The organism is Mesorhizobium huakuii, assembly GCF_014189455.1.
Taxonomy (GTDB): Bacteria; Pseudomonadota; Alphaproteobacteria; order Rhizobiales; family Rhizobiaceae; genus Mesorhizobium; species Mesorhizobium huakuii_A.
The window spans coordinates 3,439,046-3,456,864 of record NZ_CP050296.1; the positions used below are offsets into that span (position 1 = coordinate 3,439,046).

Here is a 17,819-nt window from a genome sequence, read left to right on the forward strand (position 1 = left end):
TGCGGCATGCCGATCGACGACAACATCATCATATCGGGCGAAGCCGTGATCCACCCGGGCGACCTGCACGAGGATTTCATTCGTTCGTCCGGTCCCGGTGGCCAGAACGTCAACAAGGTGGCGACCGCCGTGCAGCTGCGCTTCGACGCCGCCAACGCGGCCGGCCTATCGGAACGCGTGCGTGCGCGCACGATCAAGCTTGCCGGCCAGCGCGCCACCAAGGACGGCGTCATCGTCATCGAGGCCGGGCGCTTCCGCACCCAGGAGCAGAACCGCGCCGACGCCCGGGCAAGGCTCACGGCGCTGGTCGCCAAGGCCGCCGAGCCGCCGCCGCCGCCGCGCAAGAAGACGCGCCCCTCGAAAGGCGCGGTCGAGCGGCGGCTGAAGAGCAAGGCCGGACGCGGTACGATCAAAAAGCTGCGCGGCCGGGTGGAGAACGATTAAGAACCCGGTGCGTGCTTGACCGAGTTTGACAAGGGGCATTTTGCGCGCCCAGGCGACGCGCAAACACAGCAGACCCTACCAGCTGCGCTTCAGCGAAGCCGTGACGTTGCGGCCCTGACCCAAATAGCAGTAGCCGCTGTTGCACACGATGGGACGTTCATCGGCAATGTTGCGGATGGCGAAGGCAGCGGAAACACCTTCATATTTCTTGTCGATGGCGCCGAAATCATAGGACGCCGAGGCATCGAGATGGACCGCGGCATCATTCTTGGCGGTGTTGGTGGTGTCGGTATAGGTCGCGCTCTGCATCCTTACACCGGCACCGACGGAAAGGCCTGAGGCGGCACTGCCCTCGTCGAACTTGTAGTTGGCCCAGAGGCTCGCGACATGCGCGGGCGTGACGGCCGGAACCTTGCCGATCTCCGTCGAGCCGGGGGCACCGTCCGTGATCTCGGCGTGATTGTAATTATAGGCGGCGATCACATCCAGCCCGTCCGTAATGGCCGCGCGGGCCTCGAGTTCAAAGCCGTTGCTGGTGACTTCGCCGAGCGCCCGGTAGGTGCCTGTGTTGGCGTTGACGACGACCGGCTTGTTCTTCTCGACGAGATGATAGGCGACCGCCGACAGCAGGATGTCGGTTCCCGGCGGCTGGTATTTCACCCCCAGTTCGAACTGCTCGCCCTTCGTCGGCTGGAGAATGTCGCCTGACTCGGATCGATTCGTGACCGGCTCGAACGAGGTCGCATAGCTCGCAAAGGGCGCAACGCCATTGTCGAACAGATAGAGGGCGCCGGCCTGCATGCTGAAGGCGTTCTTGTTCAAATCGTCGGAAACGCCGCCTCCATAGTCACGCGTCTGCTCGACCCATGTCTGTCGGCCACCGAGCGTGAAACGCCATCTGTCCAGTTCAACCTGATCCAGCGCGTAAATGCCGGTCTGGCGCAGATCCGCATCGGAAGTCGTGACATTGTAATCCGGCGTCGGGCCGGAAACACCGTATGTCGGATTGGCAATGTCGAAATCATAGGCAGGATTGATGGGACCCGCGCCATAGCCGAAGGACGAGGTCAGGTTGGTGTAGTCAAGGCCGAGAAGCACAGTGTGGGCGAGCGCCCCGGTGTCGAATTTGGCCTCGATCTGGTTGTCGGCCTGGAACACGTTCATTTCGTCGCGAATCGAGCTCGCATAGCGATGCGCGACAGTGCCTGTCCAACTGGAGATGGAGAGGTAACGCGACCTCAGATCCAGATGTGAGTATCGAACATTTTGGCGCACGGTGATGCCATCGCCGAAATCGTGCTCGAACTTGTAGCCGATCTGCTGCTGCCGGATCTTCTGATAGTCGTAGTCCGGATCGCTTTCTCGCAAAGCGTGAACCTTTCCCGAGGGATCGGTGATCGCGCCGACATTGGTATCCGTCTCGTCAGCCTGCACCAGCCCGTAGATGGTGAAGGAGGTCGCGGCATCGGGATTCCAGGTCAGCGACGGCTGCAGGAAATAGCGGTCGTCGGCGATGTCGAAATTGGTGTCGCCGTTCCGCGCCAGACCGACGATCCGGTAGAGGAACTCGTCGCTGCCTTCGGTAACGGGGCCGCCGAAATCGAAGGCCGCCTGCGCCCTGTCCTTGGTGCCATAAAGCAATTGGACTTCGCGGATCCTGTCCTCGGTCGGCAGCTTGGGCACCTTGTTGACGATGCCGGCCGGCGTTCCCGCGCCATAAAGCACCGATACCGGTCCCTTGATCACCTCGACGCGTTCGAGCGAATAGGGGTCGGTGCGAAAGGTGCCGTAATTGATGTAGGGCTGGCGCAGCCCGTCCTTGTAGTCGCCCAGCGTCGTGGCGTCGTAGCCTCTGATATAAATCTGGTCGAAGCGCGGATCGAAGCCATAGGCGCCGGTGCTGACGCCCGCCGAATAGCGCACCGCCTCGATGATGTCCTGCGCGCCGCGCTCCTCGATCTCCTTGCGCGTCACCACCGAGACGGAGCGGGGCGTTTCGATGAGTGGCGTATCCGTCTTGGTCGCGCCGGAGCTGCGCTTGGCGGCCACCGTCTTGTCGTCATCCCCGGAATTGACCCGGCCGCCCTTGCCGCTGACCGTGATCGGCTCGAGCGTGCCATCTTGTGACTGGGCGGCGGCCTGCTGCGCAAGCGCCTGATGAGCACAAAGCAGCGCCGCCAGGCACGGCGTGGCGAGCAATCCCCGGCACCAGATCCTGCCACCTCTGACCATGTTAGACCCCTCATGAAACGTCACGTCGACATGCCTCGCTCTTTGCCATTCGCTGTCGGCGACCTCTCCCTCTCGCCGGCATCCAGATTGTTGTCTAAAATACTCAAGTTCAAAAACTTGACTATGGAATTCATATTTGTCCGTCAACCGCCTTTCGCGAAAGTGGGCAGCGAATTCACCGCCCATCCTCTCCGTCGACAGCCGCCATCAGACCGCCGACGGCTTTCGGGTCGCCGTTTTCCTTCGATGGTGGCATCTTGCGGGCTCGAACCATCTCAAGGTGCGCTATTCCATGCTTGTTCTGCCCAAGGGCGTCCGCCACATGCCGGCCTATCTCTCCCGCACCGTGCAGGAGGCTCTGGTCGAGGCGGTGAGGGGTATCGTCCAGCAGGCTCCGCTGTTCGTGCCGGCCATGCCGCGCACCGGCAAGGAGATGAGCGTGCGCATGACCAATTGCGGTCCGCTCGGGTGGGTCACCGACAAGGAACGAGGCTATCGCTACCAGCCCATGCATCCGCTGACCGGAGAGCCCTGGCCGCCGATCCCGGAGAGCCTGCTCGATCTCTGGCGGCAGGTATCGGCCTATCCGAATCCGCCGCAGGCCTGCCTGATCAATTTCTACACGGCCGACGCGAAGATGGGCCTGCACCAGGATCGCGACGAGGCCGATTTCTCGGCACCCGTCGTCTCCGTCTCACTGGGCGACGATTGCCTGTTCAGGGTCGGTCAGGCGACGCGCGAGGGCGCCACCAAGTCGTTCAGGCTGAAGAGCGGCGACGTCGTCGTGCTCGGCGGCGAGGGCCGCCTCTGCTTCCACGGCGTCGACCGCATTTACCCATCGACCTCGGCGTTGCTCAAGAACGGCGGCAGGATCAATCTGACGCTGCGGCGGGTGACGAAAGCCGAGTGAGCGAGCTAATGCATATCGCCCAAAAGTGACCTCGGTTTTGGGAGAACGACATGCATAAAAACAAAGATCTAAAGCGCGTCGCATGAATCCGGTTCAACGCGACGCGCTTTAGAACAAATTCCAGGAAAAGTGTGAAACGGCTTTCCCGGGAAAAAGCGCATAGCGCTTTCCCCACAGGAATTGTGTCAAAACAAAGAGTTAGGGAAGATCGCCGTTTCCGTAAAATGGTGAACTGCTCTAATGGGCGTCCGAACGCCGTGCATAGACTTCAATGTAGTCCCCGCTCGCGATTTCCTCATAGCCTTCCATCAGGGTTTGGAAATCCGCGTTCTGACGCATCCACACGATCCAGATTGGCGGAAAGTCCGCCGTGAGCGACCACGCTGACTTTTTCTTGTTCATCCGATCCATCAGGATGATATCGGGCTTGTTGTCGCGGATCAGGGAATTGACGTAGCGCGTATAATTATCAAGGTCCTGCCGTGCGATGCGCTCGTCTTCGCCTTGATACGTACCCCGCATCAGACCCCAAAGCGCATAGGTGCCGACCCAATCATGAGCATAGGCCGACAGCCAGCGACCATTGCTCATCCTTGTCAGCGGATTGCCGACGGAAAGATCGGAGCTGACCTGAACGATCGATGGCGAGGCGTAACGGCTCTTGATGGCATCGACCAGGCTTTTCTCGGGCAGTTGATAGAACTGGTGGTGCGTCACCGAAAGCGCAGCGACCACGGCCAGCGCGGCTGCGGCATGGAGCTTGACGCTGGCGACCTCGGAGGCGGCCTCCGCATTTGCCAGGCCAAACGCCATTTGCCATCGTGATGCCACGGCCAGCAGCATCGCAAACACCAGCGTAGTCTGGAAAGGATACTGGTGATTGGGCCAGTATTTTCCAAGATACACCATGGAAACAAAGAGGCCGCCGGCACTCACCATCGCCAGCGCGACGTCGTCTCGCCAGACAGATTTGCGCATCTGGAAAACCGCGAAGACGACAAAGATCGCAAAAGTCGGCAATGCGGCGACGATATTTATGTTGGCCCGCAGGCTGACATAGTAGCGCATCAGCACTTGCAGGAAGGCGCCGAGAAACTCGGGGAACCATAGATACACACTGACGAGATAGGCAGCGCAAACCGTGAAGATGACGACGTTTTCAGCCGTCAGGCACGCCATCAGCGAGCGTCTGCGCCAAGCGATAAAGAGGTACGGAAATATGATGCCGGTTGCCCAATGCGGTTTGACCAGAAGCAGCACGCTTCCAGCCAGGCCAACCGCTACGGCAAGGCCGAGAGGAACCGGCGCATGGGCACGGTTTTCAATCCGCCACATCATCAGGAACAGCATCGGCATGAACAACATCGTACCGATATGTTCGCGCTGGCCGAAAACATTCCCAGGCATGATGAGAAGCAAAACCGCCAGCGCGGGATAGATCCATTGCGTCTTCAGATCGACAAAGATTCGGCCGCGTTCGATGACCATCGCCGACAGCGCAATCGAAACGAAGAAGACCAGATAGATGAAGCACTCGATTGCCGATTCCGGCGAGATGCCGAGCCTGTGGGACAGCCACACCGGCCCAATATAGAGGGCCACGGAGAAAGGCGGGTTGGTTTCCAGAATGTCGACATAGAGCTTCTGGCCATCAAGGACCTTTTCGCAGATGACGATGAGCCAGCTGACGTCGGTATTGTCGCCGGCCGTCCACGGCATGAAAAAAGAGAACACCACCACGGCCGCGACAAGCCAGACCGGCGACAAGCTTCCAATCGAAGACGCAAAGCCGGTCGCGGTACTGATGTTTCGGACACTTCCCATGCTCATCGGACCGCCCCAGCAAAGATCATTTTTACGCAGTACGACGAAATCACGGGCGGGTGCACAGCTGCGCCTGCCTGACGTCGCAAGCTAGCCGGGATTGCCTAAAGTGCAGTTAATCGCGCCGTTACAGTCTGCGATGTTCGTCGGCATCGCGTCGAGAACTTGGTTGTCCGTGCAAGACTGTTGCACAGGCCGATCGATGCTTGGTGGGTGCTTCCGTCTTAGCGCAGCGGCGAAAAAATCGCCGAGATCAGATGGAAGGGCAGTGCGCCATAGGCTGCGACTGTCGCATCATCGTCCCATTGGCGGAATTGCCGGGAGGGTCGCGCCTCCAGCGTCACGGCGCGCCTTTCTCCATCAAGCGTCACCTTGCCGCGAAAATGCAGCACCCGTTCCCCGCCGGACCGGCTGATGGCCATGGCGCGCAGGCGCGCAATATGGTCGTCATCGACGTTGATCTCCATCTCGATGCGGCGGCGGACTGGTGGCACACGGATCTTGACTGTGATGTCCAGCATCATCTCGCCTGCCGTTGGCGGGCAAGGTATGGCCTGTGAGAATACCGATGGCGGCAGCGTTTGCGACGGCTCGTTGCGGGCTGGCCTGCCGCGCCAGGCCTTGGCTGGCGGCTCCTGCCGCAGCCGGCCGCTCTTGCGTCGCAGCCGCAACTGCTTGGCAAGGCCACGCGACAACCAGACCAGCCTGCCGAAATCGGTCCGCGGCTTGGCCTGCAGCACCGCCGACCAGCGCGAGAGACCGGTGCGGTCGGCCATGTCAAGCACGCGCCCCAGCACCTTGTCCGGCACCCCCACGCCTGTTTCAAGCGCCAAATAGGAGAGCGCTACAGCAGCGGCAACGGCAAGGCCGCGTCTGGCGACAACATCGAGGAACACATCCCAGTCTACATCGCCGCCGCGAATGGCCACCGCGCAATCGACCAGCCAGTCGCTGTGCGTGTGGGCATCGAGCCCGCCATGCGCGATGGCAAGCGCGATGCGGTCGGCCGGCGACGGCACCAGCACGCCGACGCCGCTGAATTCGGCGCTATCGGCCCGTTGCCAGATGGCCAGGTCGTCTTCCTCGCTTCGCTGCGAACCGTCATAGGCGAGCTGGTGCAGGTCGATGTCGCCGAGATTGCCCTTGAAGAAGTTCATCGAGCGCAGCGACGCCAGCCTTGTCCGCAGATATTGCGGGCTGACACCCGTGGCGATCTGCCAGTCGCCGTCGCGCAGCACGTCGAAGGCCGTTTGCATGTCCTGCGGCCGCACCAATATGTCGATGTCGTGCGCCACCCGGCCGCGCTGTGCCGAGGCGTTCAAGGCAATGCGGCTGGCGCCCTTGATGAGCATCACCTTGCATCCCGCATCGGTCATCGCCTTCAGCGCCGGTTCTGCTTCGCGCATCGCCATACGCGATTTGGTCCACAGCATCTTCTGCAGGCCGACAAGGCGCGGATAAGCGGAATGGCCGGCGAGCTTCCTGCCGAACCTATCGGAGATCGCGGCCAGCAGCCGGTGCTCGCGAAACGAGACATGATCGATATCGTTCTCGTCCAGCCAGCGGCCGGCGCAAGCGGCTGCGGCATCCTCGTCGGGAAGAAGTGCGGCCTTGAGCAACTGGTCTAGTCCGCCCGTCGGCCATGACCAGCCATAGTCCGGGAAGCGACGCTCGATACAGCGGATATCAGCCATCAGCCCGGGCCGGCTTTGTTGCGGGCCCGCCGCAGCATGGCGAGCCGTGCCACTTCGAGATAGCCGCGGTCGCGGGCCGCATCGCGTCCATAGGACAGGCTGCCCGGCCGTATGCGGCGCAGCGCCAGCGCCTCGTCCAGCATGTCGAGGGCAAGGCCCGCCTCGCGCGCCCGGGCGATCCAGTCGATCATTTCGCCACGGCCGCCCGGCGGATCGACGATCGGTCCAACCGTCTTGGCGACCTCGCGGCGGATCATCATGGTGGTCCGCGACCAGCCAGGCACGGCCGTGGCCTCGGGCGCGTCCGGCTGGTCGTTGCGGAAATTCCGCCAGTGACAGAAAACGCCCGCTGTCGCGGGACATCTCTTGAGATGCGCCAGCTGTCTCTCGATCTTGTCCGGCAGCCACAGATCGTCCGCATCGAGCGTCGCGATGAGCGGCGTCGACAACGCGGCGATACCCCTGGTCGTGGCGCTGCCAGGTCCGGCATTTGCCTGGCGCAGCAGCTGCACCGGCAGGTCTGTTCCGCCGATCGCTGAAGCCAGGTCGTCGGTCGAACCATCATCGACGATCACCACCAGGTCGGGCCGCACCGTCTGGGTGGCGACCGATCGCAGCGTCTCGCCAATCGTGCCGCTGGCGTTGAATGCCGGAATGACGACGCCGTATCCGCTCATCACATGAACTGCCAGTCAGCGAGATCCTTGAGTTCGAAGATGCCTTCGATCCGCCGCAAGGTCGGATCTGCCTTGCGGCGGGTCATCGACTTGTAGATTGCACGCATGAATTCACGGGACTGGACATCGGTCTGCCGGGTCATGTTGCCGGGATGGCGTCTATAGTAGAGGGCCACGGTCTCCGGCGTGACATATCTTGGTCCGCTTTCGAAGGTGCGCAAGAGGTAGTCGGTGTCCTCCGCCTGATGGAAGGCTTCGTCGAACACACCGATGCGCCCGACAAGCCGGCGCGTGAAGATCGCCGCCGACAAATGGATGCCGCGAACCGTGATACTGCGGCTGTCGGCGGCAGGCTCCAGGCGCTCGTCGTCGATCTTGTCGACCAGCATCATCCTTGAATAGGTGAGATCCAGATTCGGATCGTTGCGGAAGAGTTCGATATCGGCCGCAAAGCGTCCGACCGGCGAAATGTCGTCCGAATCGAGAAAGGAGACAAGGTCGGTCTCCGGCTTGAGCAATCCCAGCCCGGTGTTGCGCGTCCGGGTCACACCCATATTGGGTTGTTGAAACAGGCGGATGCAGGCGTTCTCCGCCATCAGCGAGCGCACCATTTCGGCCGATCCGTCGGTCGAGCCGTCATCGATGACGATGATGTCGAGATCGGCGGCATCACGCTGCCTGAGCAGCGAGCGTAGCGCCGGGCCCACAAAGGTCTCGCGGTTATGGACCGGCATGATCACGCTCAGCCTCATATCAGCCCCAAGCCTGGCCTCGATCCGACGACGTGCGGCATTACATCATCCGCCAATCAGCAGATGCGCTTTTCAGCTCGAAAATACCTTGAACCTCGCGCAGCGACGGGTCGGCCTTGCGTCGTCGCATCGACTTGTGGATTGCACGCAGATGATTGCGGACCCGGCTGTCATGTTCCTTGGTGACATTCCCGGCGTGGCGCCGGTAGTAGATCGCGACGGTGTCCAGCAACTCGTAGTTCGCACCCGTTTCGAAAACCCGCAGCAGATAGTCGGTGTCCTCGGCCTGTTCGAACTCCTCGTCGAATTGGCCCGTTCGCTCGACAAGGCTCCTGCGGAACAGGGCAATGCTCAGCGAAATTCCCCGCATCGTCATGGTGCGGCTGTCGACCGCAGGCTCCAGTCTCTCGTCGTCAATCCGGTCGGCCAGCGTCATCAGCGAATAGGTCAACTCCAAGCCGGGGCTCTCGCCGAAACGCGCAAGATCGGTCTTGAAGCGCCCGGCCAGCGAGATGTCGTCGGAATCCAGGAACGAAACGAACTCGGCGTCCGCAGGCAATTGCCTCAGCCCGGCATTGCGAGTCCTGGCGACACCCATATTCTCTTGCCGGAACAGCCGGATGCAGGGGTTCTCGACCATCATCGAACGCACGGCCTCCGCCGAACCGTCGGTCGAGCCGTCGTCGATGACGATGATGTCGAGATCGGCGGCATCGCGCTGGCGCACCAACGAGCGCAAGGCCGGAACGACATAGCGTTCGCGGTTGTAGACAGGCATGATCACGCTCAATTTCACGAAACAACTCGCGTCAGAAAATCCGCAAGAGTGCCGGCGATCTCCTCGGGATGCGTTCCCAGGGACAGACGGTAGCTTGGCAGCTGGCGGGTAAGATCGCCGAAGAAACGGAAGCCGCTTTCGCGCTCCCCCGGCATCTGCATGATGCCCGACGGTGCCAGTGCAATCATGGCGTCTCGACGCGACACTGGCACAATCGAACTCGTCTCGCCACCGCCGATATGTGGCACCACCAGCGCAACGATGTCCAGCGCTGCAGGCACCGGCCGGGGCGCGATGTCGGCAATGTGAAACGTGTGCTTGCCCTGCCAGTTCAAGGGGCTCTCGATCATCAGTCGCTGCTGCAGGCCCAGCCGTGCGAAACCTTGCGGGTCCTGCTTCAGTGTTGAAAACAGCGGCCGCGCGGTCACGCCGCCGGCGAGATCGATCAGCACATAGTCGTCGCCGACGCTGTCGAGCCCGTTGAGCAGGCCGGCGGCGACGGTGCCGGATTTGCCGGCGCCGCCCGCGCCGGCGAGCAGCACGCCCTTGCCATTGGCGCCGAGCGTGCCGGCATGGGTCAGCCGCATGCCGCGCGCCGCATATTCCCAGTGCAGGAAGGCACGCAGCGGTGCTGTCGGCTCCCAGGGCGGAAAAGCATCGGGCGAGGTCATCAGTTGGACGCCAATGCGGCGCTCCGGATCGTAGACCTGCCAGAAATCCAGATCGTGAAAATAGTGGCCACGCAGTTCGGCCCCGGCGAGCCGTTCGGCAAAGCCGTATTCGGTGAAATGCGCATCGCCCCATCGCGCCGGCTCAGGGATGCCGCCAATGCCGGGATGAACGGTGAAGATGCGGCATGTCGATGGCTCCGCCAGGTCGTCCTCGGCCTCCAAGAAGGCGTGGCCGAGCGCCTCGGCGAGCACACCGGGAGCGACATGCGCGATCAGCTCCAGCCGGGGCAGGCGGATCGTCCGCGCGGCCGGATAACATGCAGCGGCATCTTCAGCGGCGGTGATGAGATGCCGGGCGTAGTCCGGCAAGGTTTCGAGCGTGACGCGCGGCATCCTGCGCCCTCTATCTCAGACCCACCCGGCTCGTCAGGATGCCTGCTTGACCGCCGGCCAGCCGAGGGGTTCCTCGACCTCGTGGATGGGGTCCACGATGATCAAATCGGCGAGGTCGTCGTGAATGCTCACATCGAGCGGCTCGCTCGTGGCGGCAAGCTCGGCAGGCAACTCGCCCGGCAGCGGTTGCGCCGCCGTTTCCGAAGGCACCAGCAAACCCAGTTCGAGCAATTGCGATATGAAGTGTTCGAGTTCAGCCGCGCCGAGTGTCGAACCGCCGGCGGTCAGCCCGATCAGGGCCCGGGCATCGATCCCGGACGCGAGCGCCTGCCAGACCCTGCTGCCGGAATCGGAAAAGCCGAAATATTTGCCGTTGGCAAGGTTGAGCACCACGGCCTCGCCATCGAAGGATTCGAAGACGATGTCCCTGCTCGCAACCGCATAGGCGTCGCAATCACGTGTCATTGTTGCCCCGCTTCGCAATCCCCGCCCACCCGCAGGATCGCGTCCACTGACAACGCCTGTAAACGCTCGGTTCTTCGTTGGCAAGGTAAGCGGAGCCGGCAAGACTCCAGCCATTTGGGGGCCGGCTGGGAGCGCGAGCCGATCACGCCTCTATTTCGAGCGCCGACAGCGGCTTCGAGCAACAGGCGAGGATGAAGCCGTCATCGATCTCGTGATCGAGGATGCCGCCATTGTGGCTCATCTCGACAGCGCCGGAGACTTTCTTCACCTTGCAGGTTCCGCACAGGCCGAATTCGCAGGCTGCGGGGATCCGCACGCCCGAAGCGCGCGCCGTCTGCAGCACGGTCTGGCCGGCGACGCATTCCGCGTCGACGTCCGAAAGCGCGAAGCGGATCGGTGTTGCGGCTTCGACGGGAACAGCCACACTGTCCGGCGCAGCGAACGGCGCCGGGATTTCCTCCACCATCGGTGCGGCAAAGCTCTCCTGGTGGTATTTCGTCATGTCGAAGCCGGCGGCCTCCAGCATGCCGCGCACGGCGCGCATGAAAGGGTCCGGACCGCAGCAGAAGATTTCGCGTTCGCGGAAATCGGGCGCCAGCAGCGGCAGCCGGATGGCGTCGATGCGGCCCATATGGCCGTACCAGCCCTCGCGGCTCGACCGCTCCTCGATCATGAAGCCGAGCGACAGGCCGGGCATATGACCGCCGAGCAGTTCAAGCTCCTTGCGGAAGATGATCTCTTCGGCGCGCCGGGCGCAATTGACGAAGCCGACATCTGTCCACGGCGCGCAGTCGTTCAGCCAGCGCAGCATCGACATCATCGGCGTCACGCCGGAACCGGCCGAGATGAACAGATATTTGGCCGCCGGGTGGCTGTGCAGAGAAAAGTCGCCATTCGGCCCATAGGCCTTGACGTGCGAACCGGGCTTCAGGTGATCGAACATCCAGCGCGTGCCGATGCTGCCGGCCTGCGCCTTCACCGTCACCGCGATCGAGAACGGCCGCGACGGTGACGACGACAGCGTATAGGTGCGCATCAGCGGCCCGTCCGGCGTCGGCAGTTCCAGCGTCACGAACTGGCCCGGCTTGTAGCGGAACCAGGTCTGGTTGTCGGAGCGGAAGGTGAAGGTCTTGACGTCAGGCGCTTCGTCGCTGACGCCGATCACTTCCAGCACCTGCAGCCTGTCGTTCCAGGGCGCCATCTGGTCGAGATGGCGATAGAGGCCAAGATCCGTCATCGCATTCATCCCTCAACCTCTCAAGCAACGCTGCGCAGCGCCGGCCTGCCGTCGTCGGCAAGGCGCGGGCCGATGAAGCGCGCATACCAGTCGACAAACTGGATCACGCCGCCCTCGTGCAACTCGGAATAGGGGCCGGGCTCATAGGCCGGCGACAGGATGCCGAAGGCGTTCTCCTCGACGATGCGGCGATCCTGGTCGTTGGTCTCGGTCCAGACATGGGTGAGCTCGGCAAGATCGTAGTCGACACCTTCGACCGCATCCTTGTGGACCAGCCATTTGGTCGTCACCGCCGTTTCCGTCGCGCTGATCGGCAGCACGCGGAAGGTGACGGCATGGTCGATGAGGATATGGTTCCAGGTCGTCGGGTAGTGATAGTGCATCAACGTACCGATGCGGTCGGCCGACACGCTGTCGGAGAGGTTCTTCTTCACCGCCCGCTTGCCGGTCATCGTGTAGCTGACCGCGTCGCGCAGCAGCGGCGCCCTTGTGGCGCGGAATTGCCCGGCCGGGTCGATGCGGAACTTGCTCGGCAGGCCGGCCGCCTCGCATTTGGCCCAGTGCGCCAGCATCTCCGGATCGCTGTCGGCGCCTTGCACGCCGGTCACCGTCGGGGCTTCCGGGAAGGTCTTGCACAGTTCCGGGTGATTGCCGGCGCAATGGTAGCACTCGCGGTTGTTTTCCCAGACGAGCTTCCAGTTGCCCTTCTCGACGATCGTGCTCTCGAAGGCGATCTTTGCTTCGCTCAAGCGGTGCGGCTTGAGATAGGGTTCGATCATCGCCCGCATCGGCGCGAAGTCCGCCGCCTCCTTGGCCAGGCAGATGAAGATGTAGCCGGCCACGCTTTCGCAGGCGACCGGCTTCAGGCCGAACTGGCTCTTGTCGAAACCATCTGCCATCTGGCGGGCAAACAGTAACCTTCCGTCCAGCTCATAGGTCCACTGGTGATAGGGACAGACCAGCTTGGCGGCCATACCCTTGTCGGTGTTGCAGACGCGGCTGCCGCGATGGCGGCAGGAATTGTGGAAGGCATTGATCTTGCCCTGCTGATCGCGCACCAGCACGACCGGATAGTCGCCGATCTGCACGGTGATGAAACTGCCGGGCTTCGGCAGTTCGCAATCATGGCCGATGAACAGCCAGTCGCGATACCAGATCAGCTCCATGTCGAGCTTGAAGAAATCGGGATCCGTGTAGAAGGGCTGCTCGAGTGAGAAACCCTCTCTGCGGCTGTTCAAGAGCCTCAGCATATCGTTGCGCGCATCCATGTCCTGTCCTCTTCGTTCAAGGACTGACTATGGTGGTGATTGAGGAAGGATCGACCGCACGCCGGCTCGCGCCGGATATGCAGCATCCGCCTCTTGACCGCCCACCGCGATCAGTCGAGTTCAACTATCTCGGGCTGGTTTCCGGGCTCTGGAGTGTCCTTGCGGACGGTCGCGACACCTTCCCAGGCTTTCGCCCAGTGGTCTCCCGTTGCGACTTGAACTCCACCACCGTTGCGGGGGCAGCGCCGGACTTTGACCGGCTTCCCAATTCTCCGCCCCGTCGTCACGAAGCGGCACCTGAGATGGCCTGATCTAATCACGACAGCGGATGCGACATCGGCATGAAAGCGACATCGCATCCATGTGGCGCGACACGCATGCGAAACGATCGGGTCAAGGCGGCAGTCACGAAAATCGTCGCGGTCACGGCTGTACCTGCTGTCAGAATCGACCCGGAACGGGCGCTAAAAAGGTTAACGGTATCGAAAAGTAACTATTAGCAGATTCTAAAATCGAACCGAACGGTTCGTTTCTGTTGACGGTGCGTGCAGGACGGTGTGAACGCTGAGGCTCCGATACAGTTGGTGATCGCAGCGCTGGTTTGCCTAACAGTTTGATATCAAAAACAAAAATATATGGCCAGGAAGGCCTTGGCACAATTTCAAGTGGTGGATTCTTGGTCCACACGGAACAACTTCGTGATTGGAAACGGCTGGCTGGCTTTCCCACATCGGGGCTGTCCGAACGACGCGATTTTAATCCCAAGACACGCCGCTAGACGGACAGAAAAATACTGGAGTGCCCAAAATGAAAAAGATTGTTCTCACTGCCGCTGCCCTTCTGGCCATTTCCGGCAGCGCCTTCGCTGGTAGCGACCACTATGGTTCGAATGCCGCTGCAGCCGCGGCTGTCGACAGCCAGCACACCGCTTCGACCAAGAAGTCGGAACCGGCTGCTCAGGCGCCTGTTCAGGGTGCTGACCGCAACCTCTTCGGCAACAACTAACAGCCGATCCCGGCCAATGGCGGGTTTTTCGCCCGCCGCTCCGGCCGACCTCAAGAAATTCAGGAGACCTAACATGAACAAGTTCATCATTGCTGCCGCCGCCGTTCTGGCCATCTCCGGCAGCGCTTTCGCCGGCAGCGACAACTATGGCTCCACCGGCGCCAACCAGGCTGCCGCTGCTTCGAACGACAGTTCGTACACCGCTTCGATCAAGAAGTCGGCTCCGGCCACTCAGGCGCCTGCTCAGCAGGGCGCTGACCGCAACCTTTTCGGCAACAACTAACAACCGGTTCGCAGCGGGACGGCGGGCATACCCGCTGTCCCGGCGAAATCCAGAAATTCAGGAGACTTGAAATGAAGAAGATCATCCTTGCCGCCGCCGCCGTTCTGGCCATCTCCGGCAGTGCCTTCGCCGGCAGTGACAATTATGGCTCCAATGCCGCCAACCAGCCTGCGGCGACCTCGGTTGACAACTCGCGTACGGCTTCGATCCGCGGCAACGGCTCGCCCGTCTACAAGCTGCTCAATTCGTCGGGCGACGCGCAGAAGTCCGCGCCTCAGGGCAGCGACCGGAACCTCTTCGGCAACCACTAACAGCCGAAGCTAATTTTCCAAAAAGAGCGGCGGGCCTGGCCCGCCGCTCTTTTTTCGATCCGAAGCCTCAGGCCGCCTTTGCTTCCGGCTTTTGCAGCGCGAAGGAATGTCCGTCCGCATCGAAGATATGCAGGTCCTCGGCATTGGCGCTCAGCCGCAATGTCGAACCGCGCTTGACCTCGACATTGCCGGGCAGCTTGGTCACCAGCGGCAGGTCGGCACGGCCGATGTCGACATAGACCAGCTGGACCTCGCCGAGCTGCTCGACATAGTCGACCGTTCCCTCGAACAGATAGTCCGCGCCGGTGGCGACCATGAGGTCTTCCGGCCGCACGCCGAAGCTTACCGCCGCACCCTTCGCCGAGGCTGGCGTCGAGATCGGCACGGTCGCCTTGCGCCCGCCGACATGGCTGACGACAGTCGGGTTTCCGGTCTTGTCGATGGTCGCCGGCAGGATGTTCATGGCCGGCGAGCCGATGAACTGGGCAACGAACAGATTGCCGGGCTTCTTGTAGAGGTCCATCGGCGTGCCGACCTGTTCGATATGGCCGTCCTTAAGCACCACGATGCGGTCGGCCAGAGTCATTGCCTCGACCTGGTCGTGGGTGACGTAGATCATGGTCGTGGCGGGCATCGATTCCTTCAGCTTGGCGATCTCGATGCGGGTGGCAACGCGCAGGGCGGCGTCAAGGTTCGACAGCGGCTCGTCGAACAGGAACACTTTCGGATTGCGCACGATGGCGCGGCCGATGGCGACGCGCTGGCGCTGCCCGCCCGACATCGCCTTGGGCAGCCGGTCGAGATATTTGGTCAATTGCAGGATTTCCGCCGCCTGGCGCACACGCCGGTCGATCTCGGCCTTGTTCTCCTTGCCGATCTTCATCGAGAACGCCATGTTGTCGTAGACCGTCATGTGCGGATAGAGCGCATAGGACTGGAACACCATGGCGATGCCGCGCTTGGACGGCGGCACGTCGTTGACGACCTCACCGGCGATCTTGAGTTCGCCGGAGGTGATTTCCTCGAGCCCGGCGATCGACCGCAGCAAGGTCGACTTGCCGCAGCCCGACGGGCCGACGAAGACGATGAACTCGCCCGATTTGATATCGAGGTCGATGCCGTGGAGAATGTGCAGGTTGCCGTAGGATTTCTTCACTTGTCTCAGATTGACATCGGCCATTGGTTTCCTCCCAGTGATGTCTCAAAAACTCAGTCGATCCGTCCGAACCAGGCGCCGTAACCGCCGAGCTCGACCGAACCGGTGCTTGCCTGCCCGGAAAACCCGTGTCCCGGCAAAGGTTGCAGGGATCGGTTGCCAAGGTCAACCTTGGCCGGCTTGGCACCGAGGTTGAAGACACAGACGACCTGCTCATTGCCGGCGCGGCGCGTGAAGGCGACGGTGTCGCCCTCGCTTTCGATGAAGGTGATGTCGCCCTTGGCCAGAGCCGGATGGGCGCGGCGGAAGGTCAGGAAGCGCCGATAGTGCTCGAGCAGCGAAGCCTGGTCACCCTGCTGGACATTGACCGCCTGCGCCAGATGCTTGGCCGGCACCGGAAGCCAGGGCTTTGCCTGGGAGAAGCCGCCATTCTTGGCGTCGCCATCCCATACCATCGGCGTGCGGCAGCCGTCGCGGCCCTTGAATTCCGGCCAGAAGCGGATGCCATAGGGATCCTGCAGATCCTCGAAACGCAGTTCGGCTTCGCCGAGCCCGAGCTCTTCGCCCTGATAGATGCAGACCGAGCCGCGCAAGGACATCAGCAGCGCCGAGATGACCTTGAGATAGGCGATCAGGTCGGCTTCGCCGGCCGCCCAGCGCGAGGCCGGGCGCATCACGTCGTGGTTGGAAAACGCCCAGCACGACCAGCCGTCGCTGGCGACCTTGCCGAAGGCTTCCAGCACCGAGCGGACCTTGGCCGCGCTGATCTTTTCCGGCGCCAGGAAATCGAAGGAATAGCACATATGCACGCGCTTGCCTCCGGCGGTGTAGGCCGCCACGACTTCCAGCCCGCGCTGTGAATCGCCGACCTCGCCGACAGCGGCGGTCGCCGGATATTCGTCAAGCAGGGCGCGGAAGCGTTCGAGGAAACCGAGGTTTTCCGGTCGGCTCTTGTCGTAGATATGGTCCTGGTAATTGTAGGGATTGACCGCCGGCGCGGTCTGGTCGTTGCGCTCTTCCGGCGGCAGCGGCGGATTGTTCTCCAGGCACTGGCTGTGGAAATAGAAATTGATCGTGTCGAGGCGGAAGCCGTCGACGCCGCGTTCTAGCCAGAAGCGGGTGACATCGAGCAGCGCGTCCTGGACTTCGCGGTTGTGGAAGTTGAGGTCGGGCTGCTCGGCCAGGAAATTATGCAGATAATATTGCTGGCGGCTGGTGTCCCACTGCCAAGCCGAGCCGCCGAAGATCGACAGCCAGTTGTTGGGCGGCGTGCCGTCGGGCCTGGCGTCTGCCCAGACATACCAGTCCGCCTTGGGATTGCTGCGGCTTGACCGGCTTTCCTTGAACCAGGGATGGCTGTCGGCGGTATGCGACAGCACTTCGTCGATCATCACCTTGAGGCCGAGCCTGTGCGCCTCCGCCGTCAGCGCATCGAAATCCGCCAGCGTGCCGAACATCGGATCGACGTCGCAATAGTCCGAGACGTCGTAGCCGAAATCCTTCATAGGCGACTTGAAGAAGGGCGAGATCCAGATGGCGTCCGCGCCGAGTGCGGCGATGTAGGGAAGCCTGCCGATAATGCCCTTGAGGTCGCCGATGCCGTCGCCGTTCGAATCCTGGTAGCTGCGCGGATAGATCTGGTAGATCACCGCGCCTCGCCACCAGTCGCGGTCGATGGCGAGGTCAGGGTTCGAACTGGCTTTCAAAGCGGATTGCATT

The 17,819-nt window shown here is 62.1% G+C and carries 17 protein-coding genes and 1 riboswitch; of the genes, 5 read left to right on the forward strand and 12 right to left on the reverse strand.

What is annotated here, in order from left to right; all coding sequences use genetic code 11:
* The first annotated feature begins 6 nt into the window (after window positions 1–6).
* Window positions 7–444, forward strand: a complete 438-nt coding sequence (arfB, locus tag HB778_RS17100; protein WP_183464868.1) for an alternative ribosome rescue aminoacyl-tRNA hydrolase ArfB — start codon at window positions 7–9, stop codon at window positions 442–444.
* Window positions 445–519: 75 nt separating this feature from the next.
* Here the strand turns inward: arfB and HB778_RS17105 are convergent, their stop codons facing one another.
* The gene (locus HB778_RS17105) at window positions 520–2,676 is read right to left on the reverse strand and encodes a TonB-dependent siderophore receptor (RefSeq protein ID WP_183464869.1); all 2,157 of its coding nucleotides are present in this window, start codon (window positions 2,674–2,676) and stop codon (window positions 520–522) included.
* 292 nt (window positions 2,677–2,968) lie between these two features.
* On the opposite strand from HB778_RS17105, the gene HB778_RS17110 reads away from it, so the two are divergent.
* Entirely contained in the window at window positions 2,969–3,586 is a 618-nt protein-coding gene (locus HB778_RS17110; protein ID WP_183464870.1) for an alpha-ketoglutarate-dependent dioxygenase AlkB family protein, read from the forward strand.
* A 237-nt stretch (window positions 3,587–3,823) separates the two neighbouring features.
* Here the strand turns inward: HB778_RS17110 and HB778_RS17115 are convergent, their stop codons facing one another.
* The 9 genes from HB778_RS17115 to HB778_RS17155 all read right to left on the reverse strand — a co-directional run bounded on the left by HB778_RS17115 (window position 3,824) and on the right by HB778_RS17155 (window position 13,345).
* A complete protein-coding gene (locus HB778_RS17115) occupies window positions 3,824–5,353 on the reverse strand; it encodes a hypothetical protein (RefSeq protein WP_183464871.1) in 1,530 nt (509 codons plus the stop codon).
* Window positions 5,354–5,634: 281 nt separating this feature from the next.
* Window positions 5,635–7,104, reverse strand: coding sequence for a nucleotidyltransferase family protein (locus tag HB778_RS17120; protein ID WP_183464872.1), 1,470 nt, complete (start codon window positions 7,102–7,104; stop codon window positions 5,635–5,637).
* Window positions 7,104–7,781, reverse strand: a complete 678-nt coding sequence (locus tag HB778_RS17125; protein ID WP_183464873.1) for a glycosyltransferase family 2 protein — start codon at window positions 7,779–7,781, stop codon at window positions 7,104–7,106. The genes HB778_RS17120 and HB778_RS17125 overlap by 1 nt, the downstream gene beginning before the upstream one ends.
* Window positions 7,781–8,533, reverse strand: coding sequence for a glycosyltransferase family 2 protein (locus tag HB778_RS17130; protein ID WP_183464874.1), 753 nt, complete (start codon window positions 8,531–8,533; stop codon window positions 7,781–7,783). Before HB778_RS17130 ends, HB778_RS17125 begins: the two co-directional genes overlap by 1 nt.
* A gap of 40 nt (window positions 8,534–8,573) precedes the next feature.
* Complete coding sequence (locus HB778_RS17135; RefSeq protein WP_183464875.1) at window positions 8,574–9,329, reverse strand: glycosyltransferase family 2 protein; 756 nt, start codon at window positions 9,327–9,329, stop codon at window positions 8,574–8,576.
* Window positions 9,326–10,375: a serine kinase gene (locus tag HB778_RS17140; protein WP_183464876.1), complete on the reverse strand. Its 1,050-nt coding sequence runs from the start codon at window positions 10,373–10,375 to the stop codon at window positions 9,326–9,328. The genes HB778_RS17135 and HB778_RS17140 overlap by 4 nt, the downstream gene beginning before the upstream one ends.
* Window positions 10,376–10,408: 33 nt before the next feature.
* A complete protein-coding gene (locus tag HB778_RS17145; protein WP_183464877.1) occupies window positions 10,409–10,840 on the reverse strand; it encodes a PqqD family protein in 432 nt (143 codons plus the stop codon).
* 142 nt (window positions 10,841–10,982) lie between these two features.
* Entirely contained in the window at window positions 10,983–12,077 is a 1,095-nt protein-coding gene (locus HB778_RS17150) for a hybrid-cluster NAD(P)-dependent oxidoreductase (protein ID WP_183464878.1), read from the reverse strand.
* Between the two features lie 20 nt (window positions 12,078–12,097).
* The gene (locus HB778_RS17155) at window positions 12,098–13,345 is read right to left on the reverse strand and encodes an aromatic ring-hydroxylating oxygenase subunit alpha (protein WP_183464879.1); all 1,248 of its coding nucleotides are present in this window, start codon (window positions 13,343–13,345) and stop codon (window positions 12,098–12,100) included.
* Between the two features lie 115 nt (window positions 13,346–13,460).
* Window positions 13,461–13,661: riboswitch (cobalamin riboswitch) on the reverse strand.
* Between the two features lie 491 nt (window positions 13,662–14,152).
* On the opposite strand from HB778_RS17155, the gene HB778_RS17160 reads away from it, so the two are divergent.
* The 3 genes from HB778_RS17160 (at window position 14,153) to HB778_RS17170 (ending at window position 14,944) form a co-directional block, all read left to right on the forward strand.
* Window positions 14,153–14,350 (forward strand): DUF680 domain-containing protein, encoded by a 198-nt coding sequence (locus HB778_RS17160; protein WP_183464880.1) that lies wholly within the window; start codon window positions 14,153–14,155, stop codon window positions 14,348–14,350.
* Window positions 14,351–14,423: 73 nt separating this feature from the next.
* Window positions 14,424–14,633, forward strand: coding sequence for a DUF680 domain-containing protein (locus HB778_RS17165; RefSeq protein WP_183464881.1), 210 nt, complete (start codon window positions 14,424–14,426; stop codon window positions 14,631–14,633).
* 71 nt (window positions 14,634–14,704) lie between these two features.
* On the forward strand, window positions 14,705–14,944 hold the full coding sequence (locus tag HB778_RS17170; RefSeq protein WP_183464882.1) for a DUF680 domain-containing protein: 240 nt from the start codon (window positions 14,705–14,707) through the stop codon (window positions 14,942–14,944).
* A gap of 67 nt (window positions 14,945–15,011) precedes the next feature.
* Here HB778_RS17170 and HB778_RS17175 read toward each other — a convergent pair whose 3' ends face one another.
* A complete protein-coding gene (locus HB778_RS17175; protein ID WP_183464883.1) occupies window positions 15,012–16,124 on the reverse strand; it encodes an ABC transporter ATP-binding protein in 1,113 nt (370 codons plus the stop codon).
* 29 nt (window positions 16,125–16,153) lie between these two features.
* Window positions 16,154–17,818, reverse strand: a complete 1,665-nt coding sequence (locus HB778_RS17180) for an alpha-glucosidase family protein (protein WP_183464884.1) — start codon at window positions 17,816–17,818, stop codon at window positions 16,154–16,156.
* Window position 17,819 lies beyond the last annotated feature (1 nt).